Below are 21,556 nucleotides of genomic sequence, written 5' to 3'. Positions count from 1 at the left end.
ATCTTTAATTCTCCTGGTGTACTACCACGGTGTCTGAACACCCGGGCATGATACAGGTGATACCTTCTATGGTTCCCATGACAACCGGCAGACCATAGACCTCTTCGATCATCTTCGTGGTGACAGAGCATCTCTCTCCCTGGAAATGGATTCTGCCATTTTTCAGGAAGATAAACCGATCTGCGTACCTGAAAGCCTGGTTGAGATCATGCATCGTCATGACGGCAGCTATCCCATGTTCACGCACGATTCCATGGATCGTTGAGAGGATTTCAACCTGATTTTTGAGGTCCAGGCTGCTGGTGGGCTCATCAAGAAGGAGAATCCGTGGTTCCTGGACAAGGGCCCTGGCGATTGCAATCTTCTGGAGTTCTCCACCACTCATCTCATCGATGTATGAGAGACGGAGTTGCTCCATGGAAAGCCGGGTGAAGACAGCATCAACGATGCTCAAATCATGAGGAGTAACATCCCATTTGATATGAGGACGGCGACCAAGAAGGACCGCATCAAAAGCGGTCAGTCTTCCGGTTTCTACCCGCTGGGGAACATATCCTGCACGTCGTGCGATCTCAAGATTGTCAAGACTGTTGACATCTGCACCATCCAGATAGATATGTCCGCTCCTTGGTGTCAGGATACGGTTGAGACATTTAAGGAGTGTTGTCTTTCCAACCCCGTTTGGTCCCAGAATCGCAACAATCTCTCCATGATTTACTTCAAGTGCGACATTCTCAAGAACGGTTCTGTTTCTGTACAGGAATTTCAGTTCGTCTGCATTGAGAATCATCTGCGGTACCCCCTGATGATGAGGTAAATGAATGCCGGAGCTCCCATAAACGCGGTGAGAACTGCCACCGGGAGTACATAAGGGGCAACGATAAGCCGTGCCACGGTATCTGATGCAAGCAGAAGGATTCCTCCCATTACGCATGATCCCGGAATCAGAAACCGCTGGTCATCCCCGATGATCCTCCGGACCATGTGGGGACAAACCAGACCTACAAATCCGATAACGCCGAGGAATGCGACTATCACTGCCGTAATCAGGGCTGAAACAGTCATTCCAATAATGCGGACTCGCTCAACATTCACACCGAGCCCTTTTGCAGTCTCGTTCCCTGCATCAATGGCGTTGTAATTCCACCGATTTGCGAGAAAGTAGGTTGTAGAGAGCGTGACGAGCACTGTCATAAGCCCGAGTTCAGGCCAGTTTGCCCTGCTGACATCACCAAATGTCCAGAATACTACTGCTGCAAGCTGTGTGTCTGAAGCAAAATACTGCAGAAACATGGTACCAGCAGTAAAGAGCGAGGAGAGAGCCACCCCGGTGAGCACCATCACCTCCGGGGATGCTCCCCTGATATGTGAGATCATCAGGATGATACCGGTTGCAATCATGCAGAAGATGAATGCCATGATGGTCGTGGTATACGGGTTGTTAATGGTGACAGCATTGGCAGCAGTCGAATGCATCTGGCCGGATCCGAGAATGATAACCGACATAGCCGCACCAAATGCCCCGGCATTTGAGATACCAAGAGTAAATGGTGAACCTAGGGGATTTCTCAGGATTGATTGCATTGCCACTCCTGCAACAGAGAGGCCTATGCCAGCTACGACTGCTGTTAATGCCTGGGGAAGACGGATGTTCCAGATGATGGTATCCCATTTTGAGCTCACGTTGTGGCCCAGAAGAGTGAATAATACTTCTCCGGGAGGAATAGATACAGCGCCAACTGATATCGAGAGAATCAGAAGAAGGAACACCAGTACAATTCCTGCACAAATGCAGAGAATTTTCGTTTTTATGTAACAGAGATAATCAACAGGAGACTTTCCATCAGCAAGATGCATGTACTCTTCTCCAAAAATTGAGGGTAATCAGGAAGTTTTTCATTCCTGATTCAGATGGTCAGTTTGGTCAGTCCCAGGTTCTTGTACTGGGAGTTGATATCCTTAAGCGGAGATGATCCAAGGAACTTGGTCATGATCTCATCTGCTTTTGCCTGTGGATCAATGTCTGCAAACTTGTCTGGATACACAATCTTGCCGATATAATAGGCATCAGCCAGGACATTCTCGTAATTGGTGCTGTAGAAGTTGTATGGCAGAACTCCGTAGACATTTCCGTTCTTGACTGCTTTCAGACTGGCAAGGGCTGGATCATTTTTGAGTTCACCAATTCCTCCTTCATTGTCGGTTTGGATGGTTCCGATATCCATGAAGAGATAATCTGGATCCCAGTCTACAATGGCTTCCTTGGCAACATCAGCATGCTGTGTTCCCATCTTTCCTGCCACATTCTTGATGTTATCCCAGAGGAATGGCGGATATGCAGGTTCAGTTGAGATGATACCATGAGCTCCTGCATAACTGACTCCACCAACATAGGCTGTCTTCTGATCAGATTCAGGGATATCTTTGGTCCTGCTCTGTAGATCTGCGATAGTATCCTTGATGTAAGAGATCAGTTCTTCTGCCCGGTCCTGCTTCCCGGTGGCTTCTCCCATAATGCGAAGGGTGCTGAACATCTGCTCCTGTTCTTCTGCAGTCCGAAGTGATCCATATGGCATCATGATGACCGGGATACTCGTCTTTGAAGAGAGCTTGTCAGCTTCATCTTTTGTTGCTGCGTCAGCCTGTCCGGATGAACTGATCTTGAAGATCAACTGGGGATTAATTGCAATAATCTTTTCAGGATCATCCTTTCCCCGGTATTCACCAAAGAGAGGAAGATCCTTGAACTGGGGATTGAGAAGTGCGTATCCTCGTGCATCCATCTTCTGAGGTTCTTTCTCAATACTGTCAACACCGGCAGCGAGGTTTTGTGCTCCCAGATATGTCAGGTACCGAAGACAACCGGAGCCTGAACAGATAACCTCCTTAGGTTCTGACGGAACGGTTACTGTTCGTCCGTAACTATCGGTAACAGTCTTGTCAGCAGTAGATGCTGCAGCCATCACTGCCGGAACTGCGAGCAGTCCGAGCAGTGCAATGAGTGTAAAAATTTTCCATGGTACAGTAATCGATAATCGTGTCATGTTTTTCCTCTTCAAAAATAGTGGATTAGTATCTCCTTACAACATCCCCAGCACTTTGTAGGGATTATTTCCTGCTGTCTTCAGTTTTGTCAGGTTTGCTTCATCAACCGGGAACTCTTTGAGTGTGGTAATGTAGTCTTCGGTTTTGTCCACCATCGGCATCATTCCGATGTCCTCAACCAGTTTTGGAGCCCATGAGGGTCCGGTCCAGTTTGTAACTCTTGTCTCATCACTGACTTTGTCAAAGTCAAACCCAAGAGCAATTCCTGTTCCTTTCTTGGCCCCATCATTCCAGCGGATGATGATTCCTGCCGGTCGTGTTCCGTATTTTGCTTTAAGGGCTGCCTCATCTTCAGCACTTAATGCCATCACGAATTCGCTGTTCTTTCCGGGAGTGGAGTCCCAGATCATCTGGAAAGCATCCTCTTTACACCAGTTTGGAGATCCAATATCGATGTAGGTCTCGGATGCGTTGGTTATCGGGAGGTTCTTCTCCATGTACTTGATGATCATGTATCCAGAGGTCACACCCGGGCAGAGGTGGTCATGGAATGCAGCAGCGTTCATGAAGTCATATGAGGCCCCCTTTGCCCAGACGTTTGAGAGTCCAATCAGGGAGAACTCATTGCCACTGAATTTTTTCTTATTAAATGTGACATTTGCGTCATCAGGCCTTGCAAGCATCTTGTCAAGATCTACCATCATCAAAGAGATCTGAGAGAATACTTTGTCAGCGTCAAGAGCTTTACGTTCCTCACCCTTTATGCTGTTTGTTGTGGCATCGACCTCCATGTAGACTGCAAGCCCGGTCTTCTTATTGTAGAAGTAGAACCAGAGTGGTTTCCAGTTTGGTCTGTTCACCTGGAAGAGGTTCCCGTTTCCATTCTGAAGGCCGGTCACATTAGTTATGCCTGAAAGTGCCCGTTCAGTTGTCTCTCCTTTGATCAGTGCATGACCTGCATTCGTAAGGGCAAGGATGTTCTCGTCGCCGGGTTCGAACTTGAGCAGGTCCATCGCAACCGTGGCTGCCCTGGATCCGAGATCATATGCAAGATCAGAATCTGCGAGTGCCAACCCTGGTAGGATACTGCAGCACAGGGTCAGAATGACCAGATATGCTAATTTTTTCATAATACTCCTGCATGTATGGTATGATGTTTAGGATTCATTAATGCAAATAATTCTAGTAAATTCTAATTTGTTGTATCTTATACAGTTTATTGCATGATATATCACAATTAGTTATACTAAATTAAAGCTTATTATTATTTTTGAAATGAATCTGAAAAATAATAATGCAGGGGGAACAAAAGTTTCCGGGTATTATCTAGAATCGATGGGTTAAGTGATCGTTATCAATGTTATGGGACGTTCGTTCTGATATCGGGCTGGAACCTCGACTGTATCCTGGATTCCAACTGATATAAACTGATATCCTGGTTTCACCGGCCAGGAGATTTGGAATGCATACCTAATACATCAGCCCGATGAGAACTCTACGTATAAACTTCAGGTTTTTTCTGAATATACCGGTAATGTGTCAAAAAAAAGTGAGTAATATCAGGTGCTGATTGTCAGGTAATGATGATATAACCTGTTTTCACGAGTTTTCCTGTTGATATACCATTCTGTGCAGTCAGGCTCACCGAAAACGATCCCATGGATGAGTAGGTATGAGTGACGTTCTGCAGTGTTGAAAGATTCCCGTCCCCGAAATCCCATATCCAGGATGCCGGATTTCCAATTGAGTGATCAGTAAACCGGACTTGAAGGGGAGCACCCCCGGTTGTCTGATCTGCTGAGAATGCTGCTGTGATCTCTCCCGGCACCGGTGTAGGAGTGGGAGAGGGAACATCTCCTGCAGTCACGGTCACTGCGTTGTTGAGCATCACAATTCCCCCGGTCTGGTCATTGAATGCTTTCAGCGAGACTGAATACACTCCCGGAGTGGTGTATGTGTGAACCGGATCCCGGTCTGTTGAAATGTCCCCATCCCCGAAATTCCAGAAATACGAGGTCGGACTGCCGAGAGATTGGTTAGTAAACGCAACCGTGAGTGGAGCTGATCCCCATGTGGCATTCAGTGCAAAGAACGCATGCACCTGTCCGGGTGTCGGTTGTCCAGAAGAGGAGATGGAGTGGTCTGAAATGATATTTTTAAATGTCCAGTTACTCACCGGTCCGACTGGTTCGTTGTCTATTGAGACATTCAGAATATCGGCACCAGGTTTTGCCTGTATTATGTATGTTGCGTTCGAGAGATGCAGATACGATATATTTCCATGTGGATAGTTGATCGTCCACTTATCATTGGTTGAGGAGATGGTATTGAGTGATCTGACGAGTGGTACGGTGTCATACACCCCGGACTCCCTGACTATTTCATATGGTATAGAAGAATACCCGGATACATTTGGTTCCTGGAGATCTGACCAGCCGGTCCCATTCAGGTTACCCCAGTAGTTTCCAGCGATGTATGGCCCTCCTATTACATTTGTTCCTGGTTGTGGCCCTTTTGGATTAGTCCAGGTGAAATAGGGCAGGTATCCTGTTCCTCCGACTGAAACGGTATTTATGAGATTGTTGTTGTAGATGTTTCCAGATCCTGCGTTCCAACCACCACCATCGATATATATTCCTGTATCAGTGGATCCGGATATGGTATTTTCCGTAACGTTTACATTGACACTGTTATCTGGCAGGAAAAGACCGTACGTGCTATTTTTTAGCATATTGTCTGTGATATTTGCTGTACCCCAGCCGTTGATACCACAATCATAGTTGTTGGTTATAGTATTGTGGTGTATCTCTGCACCATGTAAGGAAAAAACTCCAGTGCCAAGGTTATCTGATACGGTATTATTGACAACCTGTGCATTATTTGAGACATCAATGCCAGATCCCTGATTGCCGTTGACGAGATTATTTAAAACTCCTGCATAATTTCCTGCTACAACACCGCCCCACGCATTTCCATTTACAATACTGTCAGATATATTTGCGTAATTCCCTGCATAAAGGCCATATTCCTCGTTGCTTGAGATGTTGTTGTCAAGAATAGTGGCATAATTTCCTACATAAAGGCCATATGCCAGGTTATTGAAGATATCATTGCCAAAAACATACGCATTTTTACCGGTAAAGATACCATCTTCATGATTGTAATTGACCGTATTCTTCAAAAAAGTTACATTATTAGTCGTTTTCATGCCATATCTCTGATTCTCACTCACAGTATTTTCAGAGATTGTGGCATTATCCCATGTCAGGATACCATCTCTCACATTGCCGGTCACCGTATTTCCAGTAATGATGGCATCATTCTGACAAGCAATACCATTCTTCAGATTATTTTTCACCTGGTTGCTGGTGATATAATTATACAGCCCTGTGGTGTTGATTCCTGACCACGTATTATCATTTACAATATTTTCTGTGATATGTACGTTGTTACCGGTCACATAGATGCCGTTCTCTGAGTTACTACTGGCATTGTTCCCGGTGACCAGAGTGCCAGTTCCTTTGACAACAATTGCACACCCGTTGCTATATACCGAATTATCAGATATTTCTCCCCCGGTACCCTGTGAATAAATTGCGGTTCCAAACCCGGCTATCATACTGAATTGAGTAATTGTGGTATTATTGCCCTCGGGTGTACTCCGGATCCCATTCTCTCCGGTTCCGGTGACTGATTTTCGATTTCCGTCCACCATAACATCAGAAGTATTGACCTGTATTGCATACTCTGATAAAGAAGCAGTCAGATTATCAGTGAGATAATATGTACCTGCTCCGGTTACGGTAATCTGACCGGATGAGTAATTCCCGGAAAAGTTGTAATCAGGGCCGGTGTGACCTGGTTCAAAAGAGATTCCGGACCCAGATGCTAAACCACCCAGGACAAGAACAATCCAGACACTGATCAAACTGGTAAAAAACCGAGAGGGATTGATATTCATGATGCCACCCCGCGAACTCCGATGTATGTTCTCTGCACATAGCAAGAAAACCTACTGATTCTCCTTACATCGAATTTCCTATCATAAAGAAAGTTAATCTGATAATGTGCCTCACATGTATCTGTTCGGTTCACCCAATTATTAATCCGGATTTCTCTGTCCATCCCTGTACCCCCGTATCTGTTACAGATACTATGCTTGTTACTCCCTGAGTATTATATTTTTGCTTAAATATTATCTGTAAAATTGAAATTGCAACCTCATTTAGAAAAAATGTGGGAAAGAAATAATACCCTGGATTCATTCGGTAACAGGAAGATCAGGTATGATGAAAACAATCCTTTGTTTGTGCCTGATTTGTGGTATGAATTGATAGATAACCTTCCGTGTCTTATGGTGAGTTAAATCCAGAATGCTCATCTGTGAAGAATTTATTCTTCCTTGCACGACTGTTTCATCTGCCTCCGTATCCGGGTAATATGTATGCTAATTTCTCCTGCCATTATCATGGGGATATATCGTGGTGAAGGCACCTTGCAGCTCCCGGACTTGTTGGTTGTGTAGCGATGAAGAGGTAAACTCATCCCCTGGTTATCATGTTGCCGCAGATGAGTACTAAAAAAACAAGAAGTGACCATGTATGAGCATGGCCGTTGATCCAGATGATTATGAGCTGAATGCTCCACGGCGGGGGAGACCACGGGGGAGGCGGGGACCGATAGGGTGCGGCCCGCTCAAGTGTTATGGTCCTCAGTGCGATATCTGGGATGAAAAACTGCGGGTTTTGCTTCGGCCTGATGAGGTCGAAATTTTACGCCTTGTTGACCTGGAGGGGCTTGAACAGGAAGAAGCTGCCCAGAATCTGGGAATTTCCCGAAAAACTCTCTGGAAAGACCTTCATGAAGCCCGGAAAAAGGTTATTGACGCTCTTGTAAATGGAAAAACCATAGAAATTCTGGGATGTTCGCGTCGCAGTGAAGGGATCTGTCCCAGAAAGGATGAGACCGTTTGTCCAAAGCATGACGGAGGCGTATGTCCCAGAGGGTATACCATTCGCCAGGGTGATCAATCTGAATAATTTTCAGAATACGAAATTTCAGGATATGTGCTTTCAAATTTGCCATCGATGACAATCTGAATCAACACTCAATACATGAGAGTAATCTTTAGAATAATTTACTTTTTATAAATACCTCATCATCTGTCTAACGGATGCGATAAATTATATATTGTAACCTGTAAGAGTGTTCTATCCTGAGGGATAGAGATGAAGAGAGGTATATTAGTATTACTCGTTGTTCTCATGGTACTCGGAACCGGGGCTATGGCAGCGATAGATTTTACCGGGTGGAAGCAGGTTACTGTTGATGAATCTTCGGTAAACAGCTCGTCAACCACTGTGTTTACTGTGATGATACCACCGGGAACCACGGAAAAAACAAAAGATTCCAGTGTGGGTCCAACTACCTTTATTACTAATGATACGGGGTCACTCCCTACATATGCGATTTATGTAATGGACAACCCAATCCGTCAGAAACTTTCAACCGGAAATGCAAAGGATTTCTTAGACAACTTTATGATTGGGGCTGGAATTACTCCTTTTGCTGCGGATCCGATTGTGGTCTCAGATGGTGTTGTAATGTACGGTACGATGGAAAACAACACTGCTGGAGTCTATGTTCTCAGTACTGACGAGAAAGTTTCGATTATAGTAGGATTCTATTCATCTATGGACGATGCTACAGCTGGTATTGATAATCTTGCAATGATTGCAGGAACCGTTTCAATCACCCCGGCAATATAAGGAGTTCTCCCGGACTCGTGTACCTGGAGAATGGGCACTCCTTTCGATCTTTTTTATATGATCCTTTCAATGAGGGCAATCATCCGGTATCAGGAACTTAGAAAAACCCGATTGGGTTTGTGTCTCTTCTTTATGGGGTGTTAAGGCTCATGTGGGTAGAAGTATATAAATCTTATTTGTACAAATCTATTCACATGTGTGGTTGATTGGAGTTCGGCATCATGCCGATCCCGATCAGGTAGAATGGAGGATAGATATGAAAAATAGTACTCTTCAGGGAATCCCTGGAATGCTGCGGCCGTTTAAAGAATATCTTGAAACATGGTCCCTTCCGGAGGGTGCTGAAGTGGTCTTTTTCGGTGTGCCCGGAACCTGCACTCCTTTTGTGGAGCTGCTCTGTTATGCTGCCCGATCACTTCCGTGTACGTTTCTATTTGCTCCCTATCTCCATGAGGATGAGTCACGAAAGATGGTGTATACAGAGGGTCTCGGGTTTCAACTTGGAGAGCCCTGCAAGATTACCAACCCCTCGGTCTTTATACTGATGGGAGGGCTCTCTATGCCTGGTGTACCGGTGAAGATCGAGGAGGCAGAAGCATTACTTGCAAAATATCCCGGTGTTGCATGTGCAGGGATCTGTTTCATGCACATGTTTCAGAAATCAGGCTGGCTTGATAAAATCTCCTTTGATCTTCTGATAGATGCAACCATAAGTGTCGATATAACCGTTGAATAATCCTTATTTATTACATACATATGACCCGCCTTATTACAATAGAAAACCTCTCTCTTTCGTTTGATGGAATATATGCCCTGAAAAATGTCTCCTTTACTCTTGATGAAGGAGAGATCCTTGGCGTCATCGGCAGAAGCGGGGCAGGAAAGACAACTCTGATTCACCTGCTTCGTGGAATTGACCAGCCACCTACCACGGGCAGAATCATCTACCATATTGCGGCCTGCCCATCATGTGAATATGTCACTGTTCAGAGCCATTCAGGTCAGAAATGCCCTAAATGTGGGGGTATCCTCTCTGCAATAGATGTTGACTTCTGGAACCCAGATCAGGAACTCCTGAAACGGCGTATCCTGGCCAGGAATGCGATCATGTTCCAGCGGACCTTTGCCTTGTATGGAAATGACCGGGTCATTGATAATGTTCTTCACGCTCTTGATGATATCGGGTATCCTGCCGGAAAAGCCATAACCAGGGCTGCAGATCTCATCGATCAGGTCAGGCTCTCACACCGGATGATGCATATTGCCCGGGATCTTTCTGGTGGCGAAAAACAGCGTGTGGTTCTCGCCCGTCAGCTGGCAAAGGAGCCGTTCTGTCTCTTTGCAGACGAGCCGACCGGAACACTGGATCCAAAGACTGCCTACCTGGTTCACAAAATGCTCAAGGAGGCTGCTGCAGCATCAGGAATGTCAATGGTCGTAACCTCTCATTTCACCCAGATTCTTGATGAGGTTGCAACTACAGCCATTCTCCTTGAAGATGGCGAGATCAAAGCATCCGGGTCTCCAAAAGATGTCATGGCTGTCTTCATGAAAGGATTCCATGATGATGAAGTGTTCTGTGGTGTTGAGTGTGGTAAACCGATTCTCCAGGCACGCGATCTGGTAAAACAGTATGTCTCACTAGATCGCGGACTTATCCGTGCAGTCAATAACATTCAGTTAGAAGTAAACCATCAGGAGATCTTTGGAATCATCGGTACTTCGGGAGCCGGGAAAACGACTCTCTCAAAGATGATTGCCGGTATCATCGAGCCGACCAGTGGTGAACTGAACATAAGGGTCGGTGATGAATGGGTTGATATGACCAAGCCCGGGTTTGACAACCGTGGTCGGGCAAAACAATACATCGGACTTCTTCACCAGGAATATGATCTCTTTCCACACAGGACGGTGCTTGATAACCTAACCGATGCCATTGGCCTTGAGTTTCCCAAAGAGCTTGCGAAGCAGAAGGCGATTATCACCTTGAAGATGGCAGGGTTTACAGTAGAAAAGAGCAAAGAAGTCTTGAACCGCCTTCCGGGAACTCTGAGTGAGGGTGAACGTCACCGGGTTGCCCTCGCCCAGGTTTTAATCCGGGAACCGACAATTGTAGTCCTTGATGAGCCGACAGGGACGATGGATCCGATAACAAAGGTTGATGTGAAACATTCTATCCTGCATGCCCGTGAGGAGATGGAAGATACGTTCATTGTTGTGTCTCACGACATGGAGTTTGTGAGAGACATATGTGACCGCTGTGCTCTCATGCGATTTGGAAAGATCATCAAAATAGGTCCGACTGCAGAAGTCCTTGCTGAAGTAACCGAGGAAGAACGTCAGGTCATGGCTAACGAATGAGACTTCAGGAGATAGACAGAGCCGAGATAACGGTCCTTGTTGATAATTATACTGACCTCCTCAGGTCAGATTCATCATCTGTTGTAAAAAGGCCACCCCTCTCAAATGGCGAGGTTTTGCTGGCTGAGCACGGTCTTTCACTGTATATTACAACATGGTCAGGTAATGAGTCGATATCGATTTTGATGGATGCTGGTGCCTCAAAGATCTCTCTTCAGTATAATGCTAACCAACTGGGCATATCCCTGAAAGATATTGCTGCTCTGGTGATCAGCCATGGTCATGATGATCACGTGGGTTCTCTTATTGAAGTTCTGGAGTGTGCAGGCCGGCCGGTTCCGGTATATGTTCACCCTGGTTCATTTTCAAGGAGGCAGAAACGGTTCTCTAATGAACCCTTCATTGATATTGCTCCTCCGGATCTGAATGCATGCAGGAATGCAGGAGCAGAACTTCTCTTTACATCAGGACCTACCATGTTTTGGCATGACCGGATCCTGATAACCGGTGATATTGAACGAACTACTGAATTTGAACAGAGTAATCCTGTTTACTATGTTGAAGATTCTGACTCATGGGTTCCTGATGAGTTTCATGATGATCAGGCTATTATCCTCAATCTCAAAGAAAAAGGCCTGGTGATTATTACCGGGTGTGCTCATGCAGGAGTCATCAATACGATCCGGTATGCCCGCATGATCACCGGGATGGACCAGATCTATGCAGTTATCGGAGGATTTCATCTTTCTGGTTCGTTCTTTAGCAGGATAATTAATCCAACCGTTGCTGCCATGAAAGAGATTGATCCTGAATATGTAATTCCATTACACTGCACCGGTTGGGAAGCAATAACCCAGTTAACTGAAGAGATGCCGAATCAGGTGATACTCAATACGGTTGGATCAACATACCAGTTTGGGTAAATGAAAAACCAGTTTTCTCTCACTTACTGATCCTTTGATTCTGGTTTATAATGCAAAGTAATTATTACTCATATGTGTAATTATTATGTGCCCACAAACATGGACACTATCATCTGGAATTTCAGATCAGACATCTGATGTCAGCATCCTTTTCTCTGAATTTGTAGAGTTGGTTTCCCTGTTGCATGAATAACGGAGTCCTAACATGGCTGATGGTTCACCTGAAAAAATAGATTCTCCACATGAACCGAACGTTGATGATCAAATTCAAACCCCACGTCCGGTTCCTGCACATAAAACTCCAGAAAAAGCGAAAATTGATGTCAAGCATGTAATCCTGGTTCTTTCAGGAAAAGGAGGAGTTGGGAAGTCCACGGTTGCTGTCAACCTGGCATATGCTTTTTCTGCCCTTGGAAAGCAGACCGGATTATTAGACCTGGATATTCATGGACCAAATGTTCCCAAGATGCTGGGGCTTGAAGAGTATCAGCTCCTTGGTGATGGGCAGATGCTGGTCCCGGTCAGGATGACAGGAACCCTTCAAGTCATTTCAATGGCTTTCCTGCTGGAGAAAAAATCCGATCCTGTAGTATGGAGGGGAGCAATCAAGATGGGAGTGATCAGACAGTTCCTTTCTGATGTCAGGTGGGGAAGTCTTGATTACCTGATTGTGGATCTACCACCTGGCACCGGGGACGAGGCTCTTACAATTGCACAAATAGCGCCAAATATCAGGGGGGCTGTGATTGTAACAACACCGCAGGATGTTGCAACCCTGGATTCAACCAAAGCAATCACCTTTGTAGGGATGCTTGAGATTCCGGTCCTTGGTGTTATTGAGAATATGAGCGGGCTTACTTGTCCCCACTGCCATGGTACCATTGATCTCTTCGGAAGCGGTGGGGGTGAACGGATAGCACAGGAACATCATGTTCCATTCCTTGGAAAGATTCCCCTTGATATAAAAATGCGGGAAGCCGGGGATTCCGGCCATCCGTTTATTGGAAAAAAACAGGATTCTCCAACCTGGAGAGCAATAGACGAGGTTATGGATCGGTTGATGGCAGAGATTGAAAAATCTGATTAATATTTTATCAGCCTGATCCCTTTTTTCGTCGAAAGGTACCTGAATTTACCAGAGGTCACCAATGGCATATGTCTGCACTGGATCATACGGCCATTTGAACGTTGGATCTTCGTTTGGTGAGTATGGTGTCTTCGATGTTTCAAGCCGGTATGGAGAAACCCCTGGATAGAGATCCATGATCTGATTCCAGATAACCTGTGATGCAATTTGATACTCTTTTGCTTCACTGGTTACTGAACTATCAGTATATGCTGGTGAATATGGCTTACTTGCCAGACTCATGGCATCTGAGTATGCATCCCCGGCTTTTGATGTGTAATAGAGATATGCATTAATCTGCCTTGCACGTGGATAAAGATCAGGGCTGATATTCATCTTTGCAAGTTTCTGCTGGGTGGTTTGGAGTTCCCGTAGGGTTGTGCCATTTGGTATCGTTTGATTAGATAACCCGTAGATTGTCTCATTGGCAATAGTAAGAAATTCAGCATCCTGGTATGGGCCAGTTATCGGGGAAGGTTTGAGTGGGAACATGACCGTTGGCAATGCTGCAACATGGATAGTGCATATCATCATGATGATCAGTGCAATGAGAAGTACCCATCCTGTATTGGTTCTGTTCAGAATCAATACTGCCAACATTTTTTTCATATTCTTGTCATCTCCCTCATTGACTAAATGACCCCTCGGTGTAGAAGTATAACAAATTTGTGCAATTGTTCTTGAATATAATCCCGATATTGTGTGACGATAGTGGCGGTAGAAAGTATTTCTCATTTCCCGTCAAGGTGACCCTATGCATAATAAGAAAACGAGAATTAAAATCGGTTATATGGAGAGTGTAATGCTCTATATCTGCGGTTTCCTGGCAGTGATTTTTTCAATCGCTCCCCTCGTTTTAGCTGAAGAGGGGTATACCCAGGGCTGGCTCGGTGCTCCGGACTGGGTACTTGACCGGACTGATACCAGTATTCTCCCTGATTTCTACATTCCCAGAAATATTTCAGGTACTAATGTGGAGATCCCGACTGTTTCATCATCAATAGCCAAAGGTAATCAACTTATTGCAAGTGAATCATTTCTTGATGCTAAAAAGCAGTTTGAAGAAGCAATCAATCTGGATTCAAATTCATATGATGCCTGGTTGGGTCTTGGGTATGCACTAGAAGGTTCGAAACGGTACCAATCAGCAATAGACGCGTATAAGACAGCCAGCTCTTTGTGTGGTGGTGAAGATTCAGCATGGGCAGCATATGCTGGTCTTGGCCGGGTCTCATTGATCCTTGGGCAGTATCAGGCTGCAGAACAGGCGTTTCAGACAGCAATTGAGATGATCGACGATACCGGATATTCAGAAACAGAGGATAGGCAGGCTCTCGAAAATGGACTTGCTGAAGCCAGGCAGAAACTGGGAGGAGGATATGGGGCGGTTTTCTCACGTAGTACGGCATAAGCAGAGAACAAGGATTAGCATTAATGATACCGGTAATTTTTAAAAAGGTGTATAGTATTGCCTGGTATCTCTTTCTTATATTATTTCGGGATGAACTCGCGTACACCCTTACAAGTGCAATTCAGCCTTATTGGTACCGGAAAACAATAGAGTGACAGAGATATAAGATTTCTCAGAAGGTTCAAGAAGGTATAATGAAAATCATTGGATTTATTGCTAGCCCGCGAAAAGAGGGCAATACTGCCTGGACAGTGCACAAAATACTCGAAGGTGCGAAAGAACAAGGTGCCAAAACTGAATCCTGGTGTTTCAATGATCTTGACATCATTCCGTGTCGAGGTTGTTTTTATTGTAAAAATAGCGATAGGGGTTGTGTCATCAACGATGATATGCAGATACTTTATGATGCTATTGAGTGTGCCGATGCCCTTGTTCTTGGTTCACCGGTTTATATGGGACAGATGAGTGCACAAGCGAAGATATTTACCGATAGGTTGTTCGCACAATTCTCTCCACGGTTCTCCCCGTATTTCAAGGAAGAAAAAGCCGGAAAAAAACTGATACTTGTATTTACTCAAGGCAATCCTGACTCAAATCTATTCCGGTTGTATTTTGATTACACGAAAAAGATGTTTGAGCTACTGGAATTTGATGTTAAAGAGGTGTATGTCGTTGCCGGAATGCGAAACAAACCGGCACACGAAAGAGAAGATCTCCATTCTTCCATGAAGAGTCTCGGTTCATCGTTGGCTTTAGAACAATTTTAGAAATAATTGAAGAACAATAGCGATGACAGGGGTATCATGTGGTTTCCGATGATTTGCGAACTATCTGATGCATAGTTCATATGATATTCTAAATGTATAGATAAACAATGAGTTACATATTCCAGTTTTATTTACATTATTTATCCTTTCATCGAATATCCATGCCCCCGGCTTTCTGATCCTGAATGCATACCATTTCGATGTCCGTTAGCGTATGCCTCACACTCCATGCGGGCTCCGTCCCGACCTGATGACCCGTAATGCGGGCATTTCTCACTGATACAGGATCCGGTCCCGGACCCACTCTGCTGCCCAGAACCATACTGATGGGCATGATATCCACCCTGGTTACCGACTCCATCACGCGGGCCTGTATTACCTACACCCGATGCCGGAAGGACGATAATCAGAATGATCAGAACAGAAATAAGAGTAATTCCAAGAATTCCAAGGACTCTTTTGTTCATTAACTCAAACCTCTTTATTGTTCAGATTTTCCATACTGTATTCCAGTCCCATCTCTGGGTGGAGTCTGGTTATTTGGACAATCAGCAAGATTACAGTCGGGGTTGGGACACACACCAGTACCAACTGTTCCTGTACCATTCTGTAGCATCTGTCCATTTCCATTCTGTCCGGCTGCTGATACCGGAAGAACAGTTGCGAGGGCGATAAGGCCCACGATGAGGATTAATACAATTGCTTTCATGATGTATCTCCGCCTGGGCGGTGTATAGATACACATACTTCAGCCTGCAATATCAAGGCCTAAAATGGGATCTGTTCTCCCTCTAAACCCGAAGGTTATCAGGGGTAGAGATGATATGATGAAAGGACCAATCAAGAAGGAACTGATTGATATGACATCTGAAAATTCCCAAGATCGGACGATCCTTTCAGGTTCAGATCCTGAGTTCATCGCTGAGCTCTCTGAATACCTTGATGTTCTGGCAAGTCCGGTCAGGCTTCAGATGTTGTCTTTCATGGGAACCAAACCCCGGACCGTCAGGCAGGTGGCCCATGAGATCTCTACGAGTTATGAAAATACCAAAAAACATCTGACCCGGCTTCTCTCTCTTGGTCTGATCAGAAAGGAGATAGGGGTATCTGATGACCCGGTAAACCATGGTCAGCCGGTATTTTATTACTCTCTCATTCCCGGTGGTCTGGATCAGGCCACCCGCAACCTTGCCCTTTTCTCCTCTGTATCAGAATCAGGAATATCAGGCCTTTCTGACAGGATTGAGGCTGCAAAGAAGGGACTGCGGGAGATCTCTCCTGGAACCGGACCTGCTCTTTCCCTGACCAACGGCTCTGATAGTGGACGAAGGTATGAATTAAAGAGCGAATTATACCGGATTGGAAGAGGTGAGGAGACAGAGGAGGCTCTCTTCACTGAACCGGCAATCATTCTTGGAGATGAATACCGGTCAGTAAGCCGTGCTTCGCGGCCTCATGCCTGGTTGCGAAAAAGGGTCGGTGTCTGGACCCTTGAGGATGGTAACAGCAAAGGTGGTACATATCTCAATGGCAAACCTGTATCACATGATCCTGTAACACTAAAAAATGAAGACCTTATTGAGCTCTCACCAGGACCTCTGGGAGCAGCCTTTTTATATCTCTCAGGAAATTCCTGATCAATTACTTTCATGAAGACCACTATCTTTCCAGGATCTCAAACTATCAAAACAAAACCTGAGTTACACAATCAGGTAATCCGGGCTCTCAATCTGATACTTGCCGGGTTGTACGTGGTCGTGATACTCCTTCTATTATCTACTCCTGTACAACATGGAAATAGAGGTATGGGTGGAGAGATGGAGCATGGAGGAAATGCAGGGATGGGTAATGCGGCGAATGTGTCTCTTCCTGTAATGTATATCTTCTTTTCATTGCTTATTGTCCTGCATCTGGTCATGCTGCTTAAGTGGTATCTTTCATGGCATCTTATTATGTCAGTCGGGCTTGGCCTGATCATCTCCTCGACTCTGATACTCTGTCTTCTCTTTTTTGTCAGGCAGTATGCTAATCTTCTTCAGTTTACGTATCCGCTCCCTTTATTGGTCTATGGTTCACTGGGACTCTCGTTTATTCTCGGAATGTACGGGGTGACCGAACTTGTCAGGAACAGATACCCGTTTGAGGGATCTGAAAAAACCTTAACACCGTTGCCGTTTCCTCTTCCAGCAAACCGGTACAGAAATGTCAGGATCCTAACGGAAGGAGGAGTTGGTATCATCTGGTATGCAGAACGGATCTCTGATAATCTTGCAGTAGTTGTCAAAGTTCCACGCAGGGTTGATGAAAAGACCGGGATGTCGTTTATGCAGGAGATAAGTGTGTGGAAAGATCTCGATCACCCGCATATTGCAGCGGTGTTATCAGCAAACATACTCCCTGTTCCCTATATTGAAATTGAATACCTGCCCGGAACTCTTGCAGATATTAAAAAACCAGTAGATGTTGTCAGGGGACTGCAGATCGTCAGAAGCCTTGTATCAGCCCTGGTTTATGCCCATGAGCGGGGAGTGGCTCATTGTGATATAAAACCCTCAAATATCCTGCTCACAAGCGATGGATCTGTGAAATTGACCGACTGGGGGCTTGCAAGGTCAGGCCCATCCCGGTGGTCTATATCCGGGTTTTCTCCACGATATGCAGCACCAGAGCAGCATCAACAGGCACCGGACTGTGGGTATGGCACTGATATCTGGGAGATCGGGATGGTATTTTCAGAGCTTCTGACAGGCAAAGCAACCATTCCTTCAGGAAAGGAGCCGGTTTTTTTACAGCGAAAAGGTGCTGAAATTCTCCCGATTATCCAGAAATGCCTGGCATCCAGCCCCGGTGATAGATATTTATCTGCAAAGGCACTTCTGGAAGATCTGGATCACATACTCAACTGAATCAGAGTGAAAAGTACTAATTTGTAGTATTGTAATGGTATACTCCCCTCGGTAACCTCATTATTCGGGGGGAACTGGATCAGACTCCTTCATTTTAATACTTCTATGATGTATGGTTTCTTCGGCATCATCGGAGGTGAAAAGAGTTTGATACAAATTGAGTTACTCATTGGTCTTTTAACCATTGCAGTCATTCTCCCGGCATCAGTATCGGCACAGGGATATGGCGGCATACAAGGAGGAAATCTTCTGAACATTCCAGACCCTCTGGATTATAACCTGTCAGAGATTGAAATTGCTGATTTGCGTTTCATGCACAGCGAAGAACAGATGAGCCATGATCTCTATGCTGAATGGTCCGAAAAGTATTCCCTGCCGGTGTTTGACAACATAGCACAGTCCGAAACAACTCATACCCAATCGGTGAAGTTCCTTCTGGACCGGTATAACCTTACACCCGGTAGCGCTCCAACGGAAATTCAGGATTTTTCTGCCTCATTAAAAGAACTTGGCAATAAATCACTAGTAGATGCTCTGAGCGCTGGTGTGAAGATTGAGGAACAGGACATAGCAGATCTTGATAGAGCAATTGCAAACACAACCAGAGAGGATCTGAAGACTGTGTACGAAAATCTCAAGAGTGGATCTGAAAACCATCTGGCTGCGTTTACCAAACAACTCTCTTAATTTTTCCAATAATTATCACCGCATCCTGGATTATTTCGACTTTTTTAACCCGGATCCTGTTAGGTTTGGTGTGATCATAAAACCGTCAAACCTAAATGATCTCAAAGTAAGTTCTACTCTAGGCTTTCAGAATACAGGTCTATAATGTCCCAACCTGATATCACCCCGGGTAGTCTTGATTTCAGACAGTTGCCTTTTGTAGCCCTGGTATTTTCTACCCTTCTGTGTCTTGGAATCAGCCTCTATTTCCTGCAGATGGGAATATCCATTGTTTTCCAAAATCTCTATTACTTTCCGATCTTAATCGCTTGTACATTTTATCAAAAGCGTGGGTTTGTTTTTTCAGTTCTTCTTTCGTTGATCTATTTTTCTCTTATTATTCTATTTTATCAGGATTTTGATGTTGTTTTCCAAGCATTAGTCAGAGTATTCATTTTTATTATAATAGCCTCAGTCATCACGATTCTTTCCCAGATGAATAAAGAAAGTAGAGAACGATTGCAAGAGAAAGAATCCCTCTTCCGGGGGATTTTTGATACAATGCCCAGTGGGGCTGCTATCTATGAAGTAACTGGTGATGGAAAGGAGGACGTTGATTATAAGATTAAAGATATCAACTCCACTGCTCTCAAGTACGAAAACAAACAAAAATCAGATGTTATTGGCAGGACTTTGGATGATATCGGCACTGTTATCCATACACCCGATCTGGTTTCACGACTACGAGAAGTACACAAAGGAACAGAACCTGTTCTCTACCAGGCTGAAGTTAAGACACCTGATGGTCGAATGAGATATTATGACACTTCTTTGTTCAGGCTTCCTTCCCATGAGGTTGTCTCGATATCCACTGATGTGACTGACAAAAAACTGATGGAAGAGGAACTTAAAGCAAGTGAAGAGACATTCAGGCTCGCTATGAATGCAACTTCAGATGGTCTCTGGGACTGGAATATGAAGACCGGGGAAGTGTATTACAGCCCTGCATTTGCCAAAATCCTTGAAGAAGAACATATTAAACCAGTCTTTGATTCCTGGGAGAAACGAATACACCCGGAAGATCGTGAACGGGTTCTTTCCTCACTGCATGAGCATATTTCTGGCAGCACCAGTCGATGGAGAGTTGAAACCCGGCTTAGGACCTCGAACGGGTCCTGGAAATGGGTGATGGACAGAGGTTCCGTGGTTTCATGGGATGAATCAGGAACTCCAACCCGGATGATCGGGAGTATTGTTGATATTTCTGAGCAGAAACGGATTGAAGAGGTTATCAGGATAGAACGTGACCGTGCCGAACAATATCTCAATATAGCTGAAGTCATGATAATCGTCCTTTCCCGTGATGGAACCATCGTCCTTATCAACCGGAAAGGGGCAGAAATGCTTGGTGCATCTGTTGATGATATCATTGGGCTCAACTGGTTTGATACGTTTATTCCTGTTGAAATGATAGAGTCCACCAAAGAGGTGTTTCAGAATATCATTCATTCTACCGGTGAAATGTACTTTTCAAATGAAAATGAGATTATTACCCGGGAAAATAAAATAATCACGGTTTCATGGGTAAATACTCTTATAAGAACTCCGGAAGGTCAGACCCTTGGCACACTCTCTTCAGGTGAAGATCTTACAAATAAAAAGAAACTTGAAGAGGAGAAGAATCAACTTCTTGATCAGATCCAGCGTAATCTCGCTCAAATGGCATTTCTGAATGATAATATCAGAAATCCTCTGTCTATCATTATTTCGCTGGCTGATATTTATCTCACTGAAGATAAGAGTCAGGTTGTTCAGAAACAGGTTGATAAAATATCAGACAGTATCACAAAACTCGATCAAAGGTGGAGCGAGTCTGAAAAAGTCCTGAATTATATCAGGAAATATTATCAGATCAGTCCCAAATAAGGATATTATTTACGAGACTTTATGTTCTCGCGTTGCTGTCATCAGAAAAACTGTGAAATCACGTGCAGTTTTTGTCTTTGAACCTGTTTTACTGATCGTAACAATATCTTCAAACTCGATTTCTGAAAAACCTGCAGATCTGAATAGGTCGGCCAGGAAATTTTGCGAGAATCCGTCATGTTCTGCAATTCCGGGTTCATGAAATTCACCATCATCAGGTTTTAGGTCAGCGATCGCTATTCTTCCTCCAGGCTTTATAAGTGAGTAAAAGACCCGGGCTGCCTGTTCAGTATTTTTGATATGATGTAGGACCATAGAGGATGTAATAATGTCTACTTGTGGCAGAATGGTAATATCATCTTCTATGCTCCAGTGCCGTGGTTCAATAATTGTGTCCCTCTCATCTGTGAGTTTCTTTTTCAAAACATCAAGCATAGCCTCTGCTGAATCAACAGCAATAATTTTTCTCACGAACTTTGCAAATTGCAATGCGATGGCACCGGTCCCGGTTCCATAATCCAGAAGAATATCTGTTTTTTCAGGGTTGATCCTGTGAACCATTGCTTTACCAATGGCCTCTGACATCAGAACACGTCTTGGATCCTTATCCCAGACTATCGCTCTTTTTTCAAAAAATTCAGACATAATGTAATAGTA

The 21,556-nt window shown here is 44.7% G+C and carries 21 protein-coding genes; 12 read left to right on the top strand and 9 right to left on the bottom strand.

The window, feature by feature from the left end; genetic code table 11:
- Window positions 1–4 precede the first annotated feature (4 nt).
- The 5 genes from DK846_RS12975 to DK846_RS12955 form a co-directional block, all read right to left on the bottom strand.
- The gene (locus tag DK846_RS12975; RefSeq protein ID WP_109969393.1) at window positions 5–790 is read right to left on the bottom strand and encodes an ABC transporter ATP-binding protein; all 786 of its coding nucleotides are present in this window, start codon (window positions 788–790) and stop codon (window positions 5–7) included.
- A complete protein-coding gene (locus tag DK846_RS12970) occupies window positions 787–1,857 on the bottom strand; it encodes a FecCD family ABC transporter permease (RefSeq protein ID WP_109969392.1) in 1,071 nt (356 codons plus the stop codon). The genes DK846_RS12975 and DK846_RS12970 overlap by 4 nt, the downstream gene beginning before the upstream one ends.
- 50 nt (window positions 1,858–1,907) lie before the next feature.
- Window positions 1,908–3,044: an iron ABC transporter substrate-binding protein gene (locus DK846_RS12965; protein WP_109969391.1), complete on the bottom strand. Its 1,137-nt coding sequence runs from the start codon at window positions 3,042–3,044 to the stop codon at window positions 1,908–1,910.
- Between the two features lie 36 nt (window positions 3,045–3,080).
- Window positions 3,081–4,175: an FmdE family protein gene (locus DK846_RS12960; RefSeq protein WP_109969390.1), complete on the bottom strand. Its 1,095-nt coding sequence runs from the start codon at window positions 4,173–4,175 to the stop codon at window positions 3,081–3,083.
- Between the two features lie 443 nt (window positions 4,176–4,618).
- Complete coding sequence (locus DK846_RS12955) at window positions 4,619–7,006, bottom strand: right-handed parallel beta-helix repeat-containing protein (protein WP_109969389.1); 2,388 nt, start codon at window positions 7,004–7,006, stop codon at window positions 4,619–4,621.
- A gap of 646 nt (window positions 7,007–7,652) precedes the next feature.
- Here DK846_RS12955 and DK846_RS12950 point away from each other — a divergent pair.
- The 6 genes from DK846_RS12950 (at window position 7,653) to DK846_RS12925 (ending at window position 13,184) form a co-directional block, all read left to right on the top strand.
- Window positions 7,653–8,084: a DUF134 domain-containing protein gene (locus DK846_RS12950; protein ID WP_109969533.1), complete on the top strand. Its 432-nt coding sequence runs from the start codon at window positions 7,653–7,655 to the stop codon at window positions 8,082–8,084.
- Window positions 8,085–8,273: 189 nt separating this feature from the next.
- Window positions 8,274–8,813: a hypothetical protein gene (locus DK846_RS12945; protein WP_109969388.1), complete on the top strand. Its 540-nt coding sequence runs from the start codon at window positions 8,274–8,276 to the stop codon at window positions 8,811–8,813.
- A gap of 256 nt (window positions 8,814–9,069) precedes the next feature.
- Window positions 9,070–9,549 (top strand): DUF2124 family protein, encoded by a 480-nt coding sequence (locus DK846_RS12940; protein WP_109969387.1) that lies wholly within the window; start codon window positions 9,070–9,072, stop codon window positions 9,547–9,549.
- Between the two features lie 20 nt (window positions 9,550–9,569).
- A complete protein-coding gene (gene atwA / locus DK846_RS12935) occupies window positions 9,570–11,174 on the top strand; it encodes a methyl coenzyme M reductase system, component A2 (protein ID WP_109969386.1) in 1,605 nt (534 codons plus the stop codon).
- Window positions 11,171–12,097, top strand: coding sequence for an MBL fold metallo-hydrolase (locus tag DK846_RS12930; RefSeq protein ID WP_109969385.1), 927 nt, complete (start codon window positions 11,171–11,173; stop codon window positions 12,095–12,097). Before atwA ends, DK846_RS12930 begins: the two co-directional genes overlap by 4 nt.
- Window positions 12,098–12,302: 205 nt before the next feature.
- Window positions 12,303–13,184, top strand: a complete 882-nt coding sequence (locus DK846_RS12925; protein ID WP_109969384.1) for an Mrp/NBP35 family ATP-binding protein — start codon at window positions 12,303–12,305, stop codon at window positions 13,182–13,184.
- A gap of 45 nt (window positions 13,185–13,229) precedes the next feature.
- Here the strand turns inward: DK846_RS12925 and DK846_RS12920 are convergent, their stop codons facing one another.
- Complete coding sequence (locus tag DK846_RS12920) at window positions 13,230–13,832, bottom strand: hypothetical protein (protein ID WP_109969383.1); 603 nt, start codon at window positions 13,830–13,832, stop codon at window positions 13,230–13,232.
- Window positions 13,833–14,025: 193 nt separating this feature from the next.
- Between DK846_RS12920 and DK846_RS12915 the strand changes: the two genes are divergently transcribed.
- Together DK846_RS12915 and DK846_RS12910 are read left to right on the top strand one after the other, a co-directional pair.
- Window positions 14,026–14,634 (top strand): tetratricopeptide repeat protein, encoded by a 609-nt coding sequence (locus DK846_RS12915; RefSeq protein ID WP_181391775.1) that lies wholly within the window; start codon window positions 14,026–14,028, stop codon window positions 14,632–14,634.
- 194 nt (window positions 14,635–14,828) lie between these two features.
- Window positions 14,829–15,401 carry a flavodoxin family protein gene (locus DK846_RS12910; RefSeq protein WP_109969381.1) on the top strand — a complete coding sequence of 191 codons (573 nt, stop codon included), beginning with the start codon at window positions 14,829–14,831 and terminating at the stop codon, window positions 15,399–15,401.
- Window positions 15,402–15,541: 140 nt separating this feature from the next.
- Here the strand turns inward: DK846_RS12910 and DK846_RS12905 are convergent, their stop codons facing one another.
- Both DK846_RS12905 and DK846_RS12900 read right to left on the bottom strand, forming a co-directional pair.
- Entirely contained in the window at window positions 15,542–15,868 is a 327-nt protein-coding gene (locus tag DK846_RS12905; protein ID WP_109969380.1) for a hypothetical protein, read from the bottom strand.
- Window positions 15,869–15,882: 14 nt separating this feature from the next.
- Window positions 15,883–16,110, bottom strand: a complete 228-nt coding sequence (locus DK846_RS12900; RefSeq protein WP_146201224.1) for a hypothetical protein — start codon at window positions 16,108–16,110, stop codon at window positions 15,883–15,885.
- Between the two features lie 64 nt (window positions 16,111–16,174).
- Here DK846_RS12900 and DK846_RS12895 point away from each other — a divergent pair, with 64 nt between their 5' ends.
- The 4 genes from DK846_RS12895 to DK846_RS12880 all read left to right on the top strand — a co-directional run bounded on the left by DK846_RS12895 (window position 16,175) and on the right by DK846_RS12880 (window position 20,899).
- Window positions 16,175–17,038 carry an FHA domain-containing protein gene (locus DK846_RS12895; RefSeq protein ID WP_109969378.1) on the top strand — a complete coding sequence of 288 codons (864 nt, stop codon included), beginning with the start codon at window positions 16,175–16,177 and terminating at the stop codon, window positions 17,036–17,038.
- A 12-nt stretch (window positions 17,039–17,050) separates the two neighbouring features.
- Window positions 17,051–18,307 carry a serine/threonine-protein kinase gene (locus DK846_RS12890; RefSeq protein WP_109969377.1) on the top strand — a complete coding sequence of 419 codons (1,257 nt, stop codon included), beginning with the start codon at window positions 17,051–17,053 and terminating at the stop codon, window positions 18,305–18,307.
- A 147-nt stretch (window positions 18,308–18,454) separates the two neighbouring features.
- Window positions 18,455–18,994, top strand: coding sequence for a ferritin-like domain-containing protein (locus DK846_RS12885; RefSeq protein ID WP_181391774.1), 540 nt, complete (start codon window positions 18,455–18,457; stop codon window positions 18,992–18,994).
- A gap of 144 nt (window positions 18,995–19,138) precedes the next feature.
- On the top strand, window positions 19,139–20,899 hold the full coding sequence (locus DK846_RS12880) for a PAS domain S-box protein (RefSeq protein ID WP_109969375.1): 1,761 nt from the start codon (window positions 19,139–19,141) through the stop codon (window positions 20,897–20,899).
- Window positions 20,900–20,908: 9 nt separating this feature from the next.
- On the opposite strand, the gene DK846_RS12875 is transcribed toward DK846_RS12880, so the two are convergent.
- Window positions 20,909–21,544 carry a class I SAM-dependent methyltransferase gene (locus DK846_RS12875; RefSeq protein ID WP_109969374.1) on the bottom strand — a complete coding sequence of 212 codons (636 nt, stop codon included), beginning with the start codon at window positions 21,542–21,544 and terminating at the stop codon, window positions 20,909–20,911.
- Window positions 21,545–21,556: the final 12 nt, after the last annotated feature.

The sequence above is a fragment of the Methanospirillum lacunae genome, assembly GCF_003173355.1.
GTDB classification, from domain to species: Archaea; Halobacteriota; Methanomicrobia; order Methanomicrobiales; family Methanospirillaceae; genus Methanospirillum; species Methanospirillum lacunae.
This window is presented reverse-complemented; position numbering and strand designations above follow the sequence as displayed.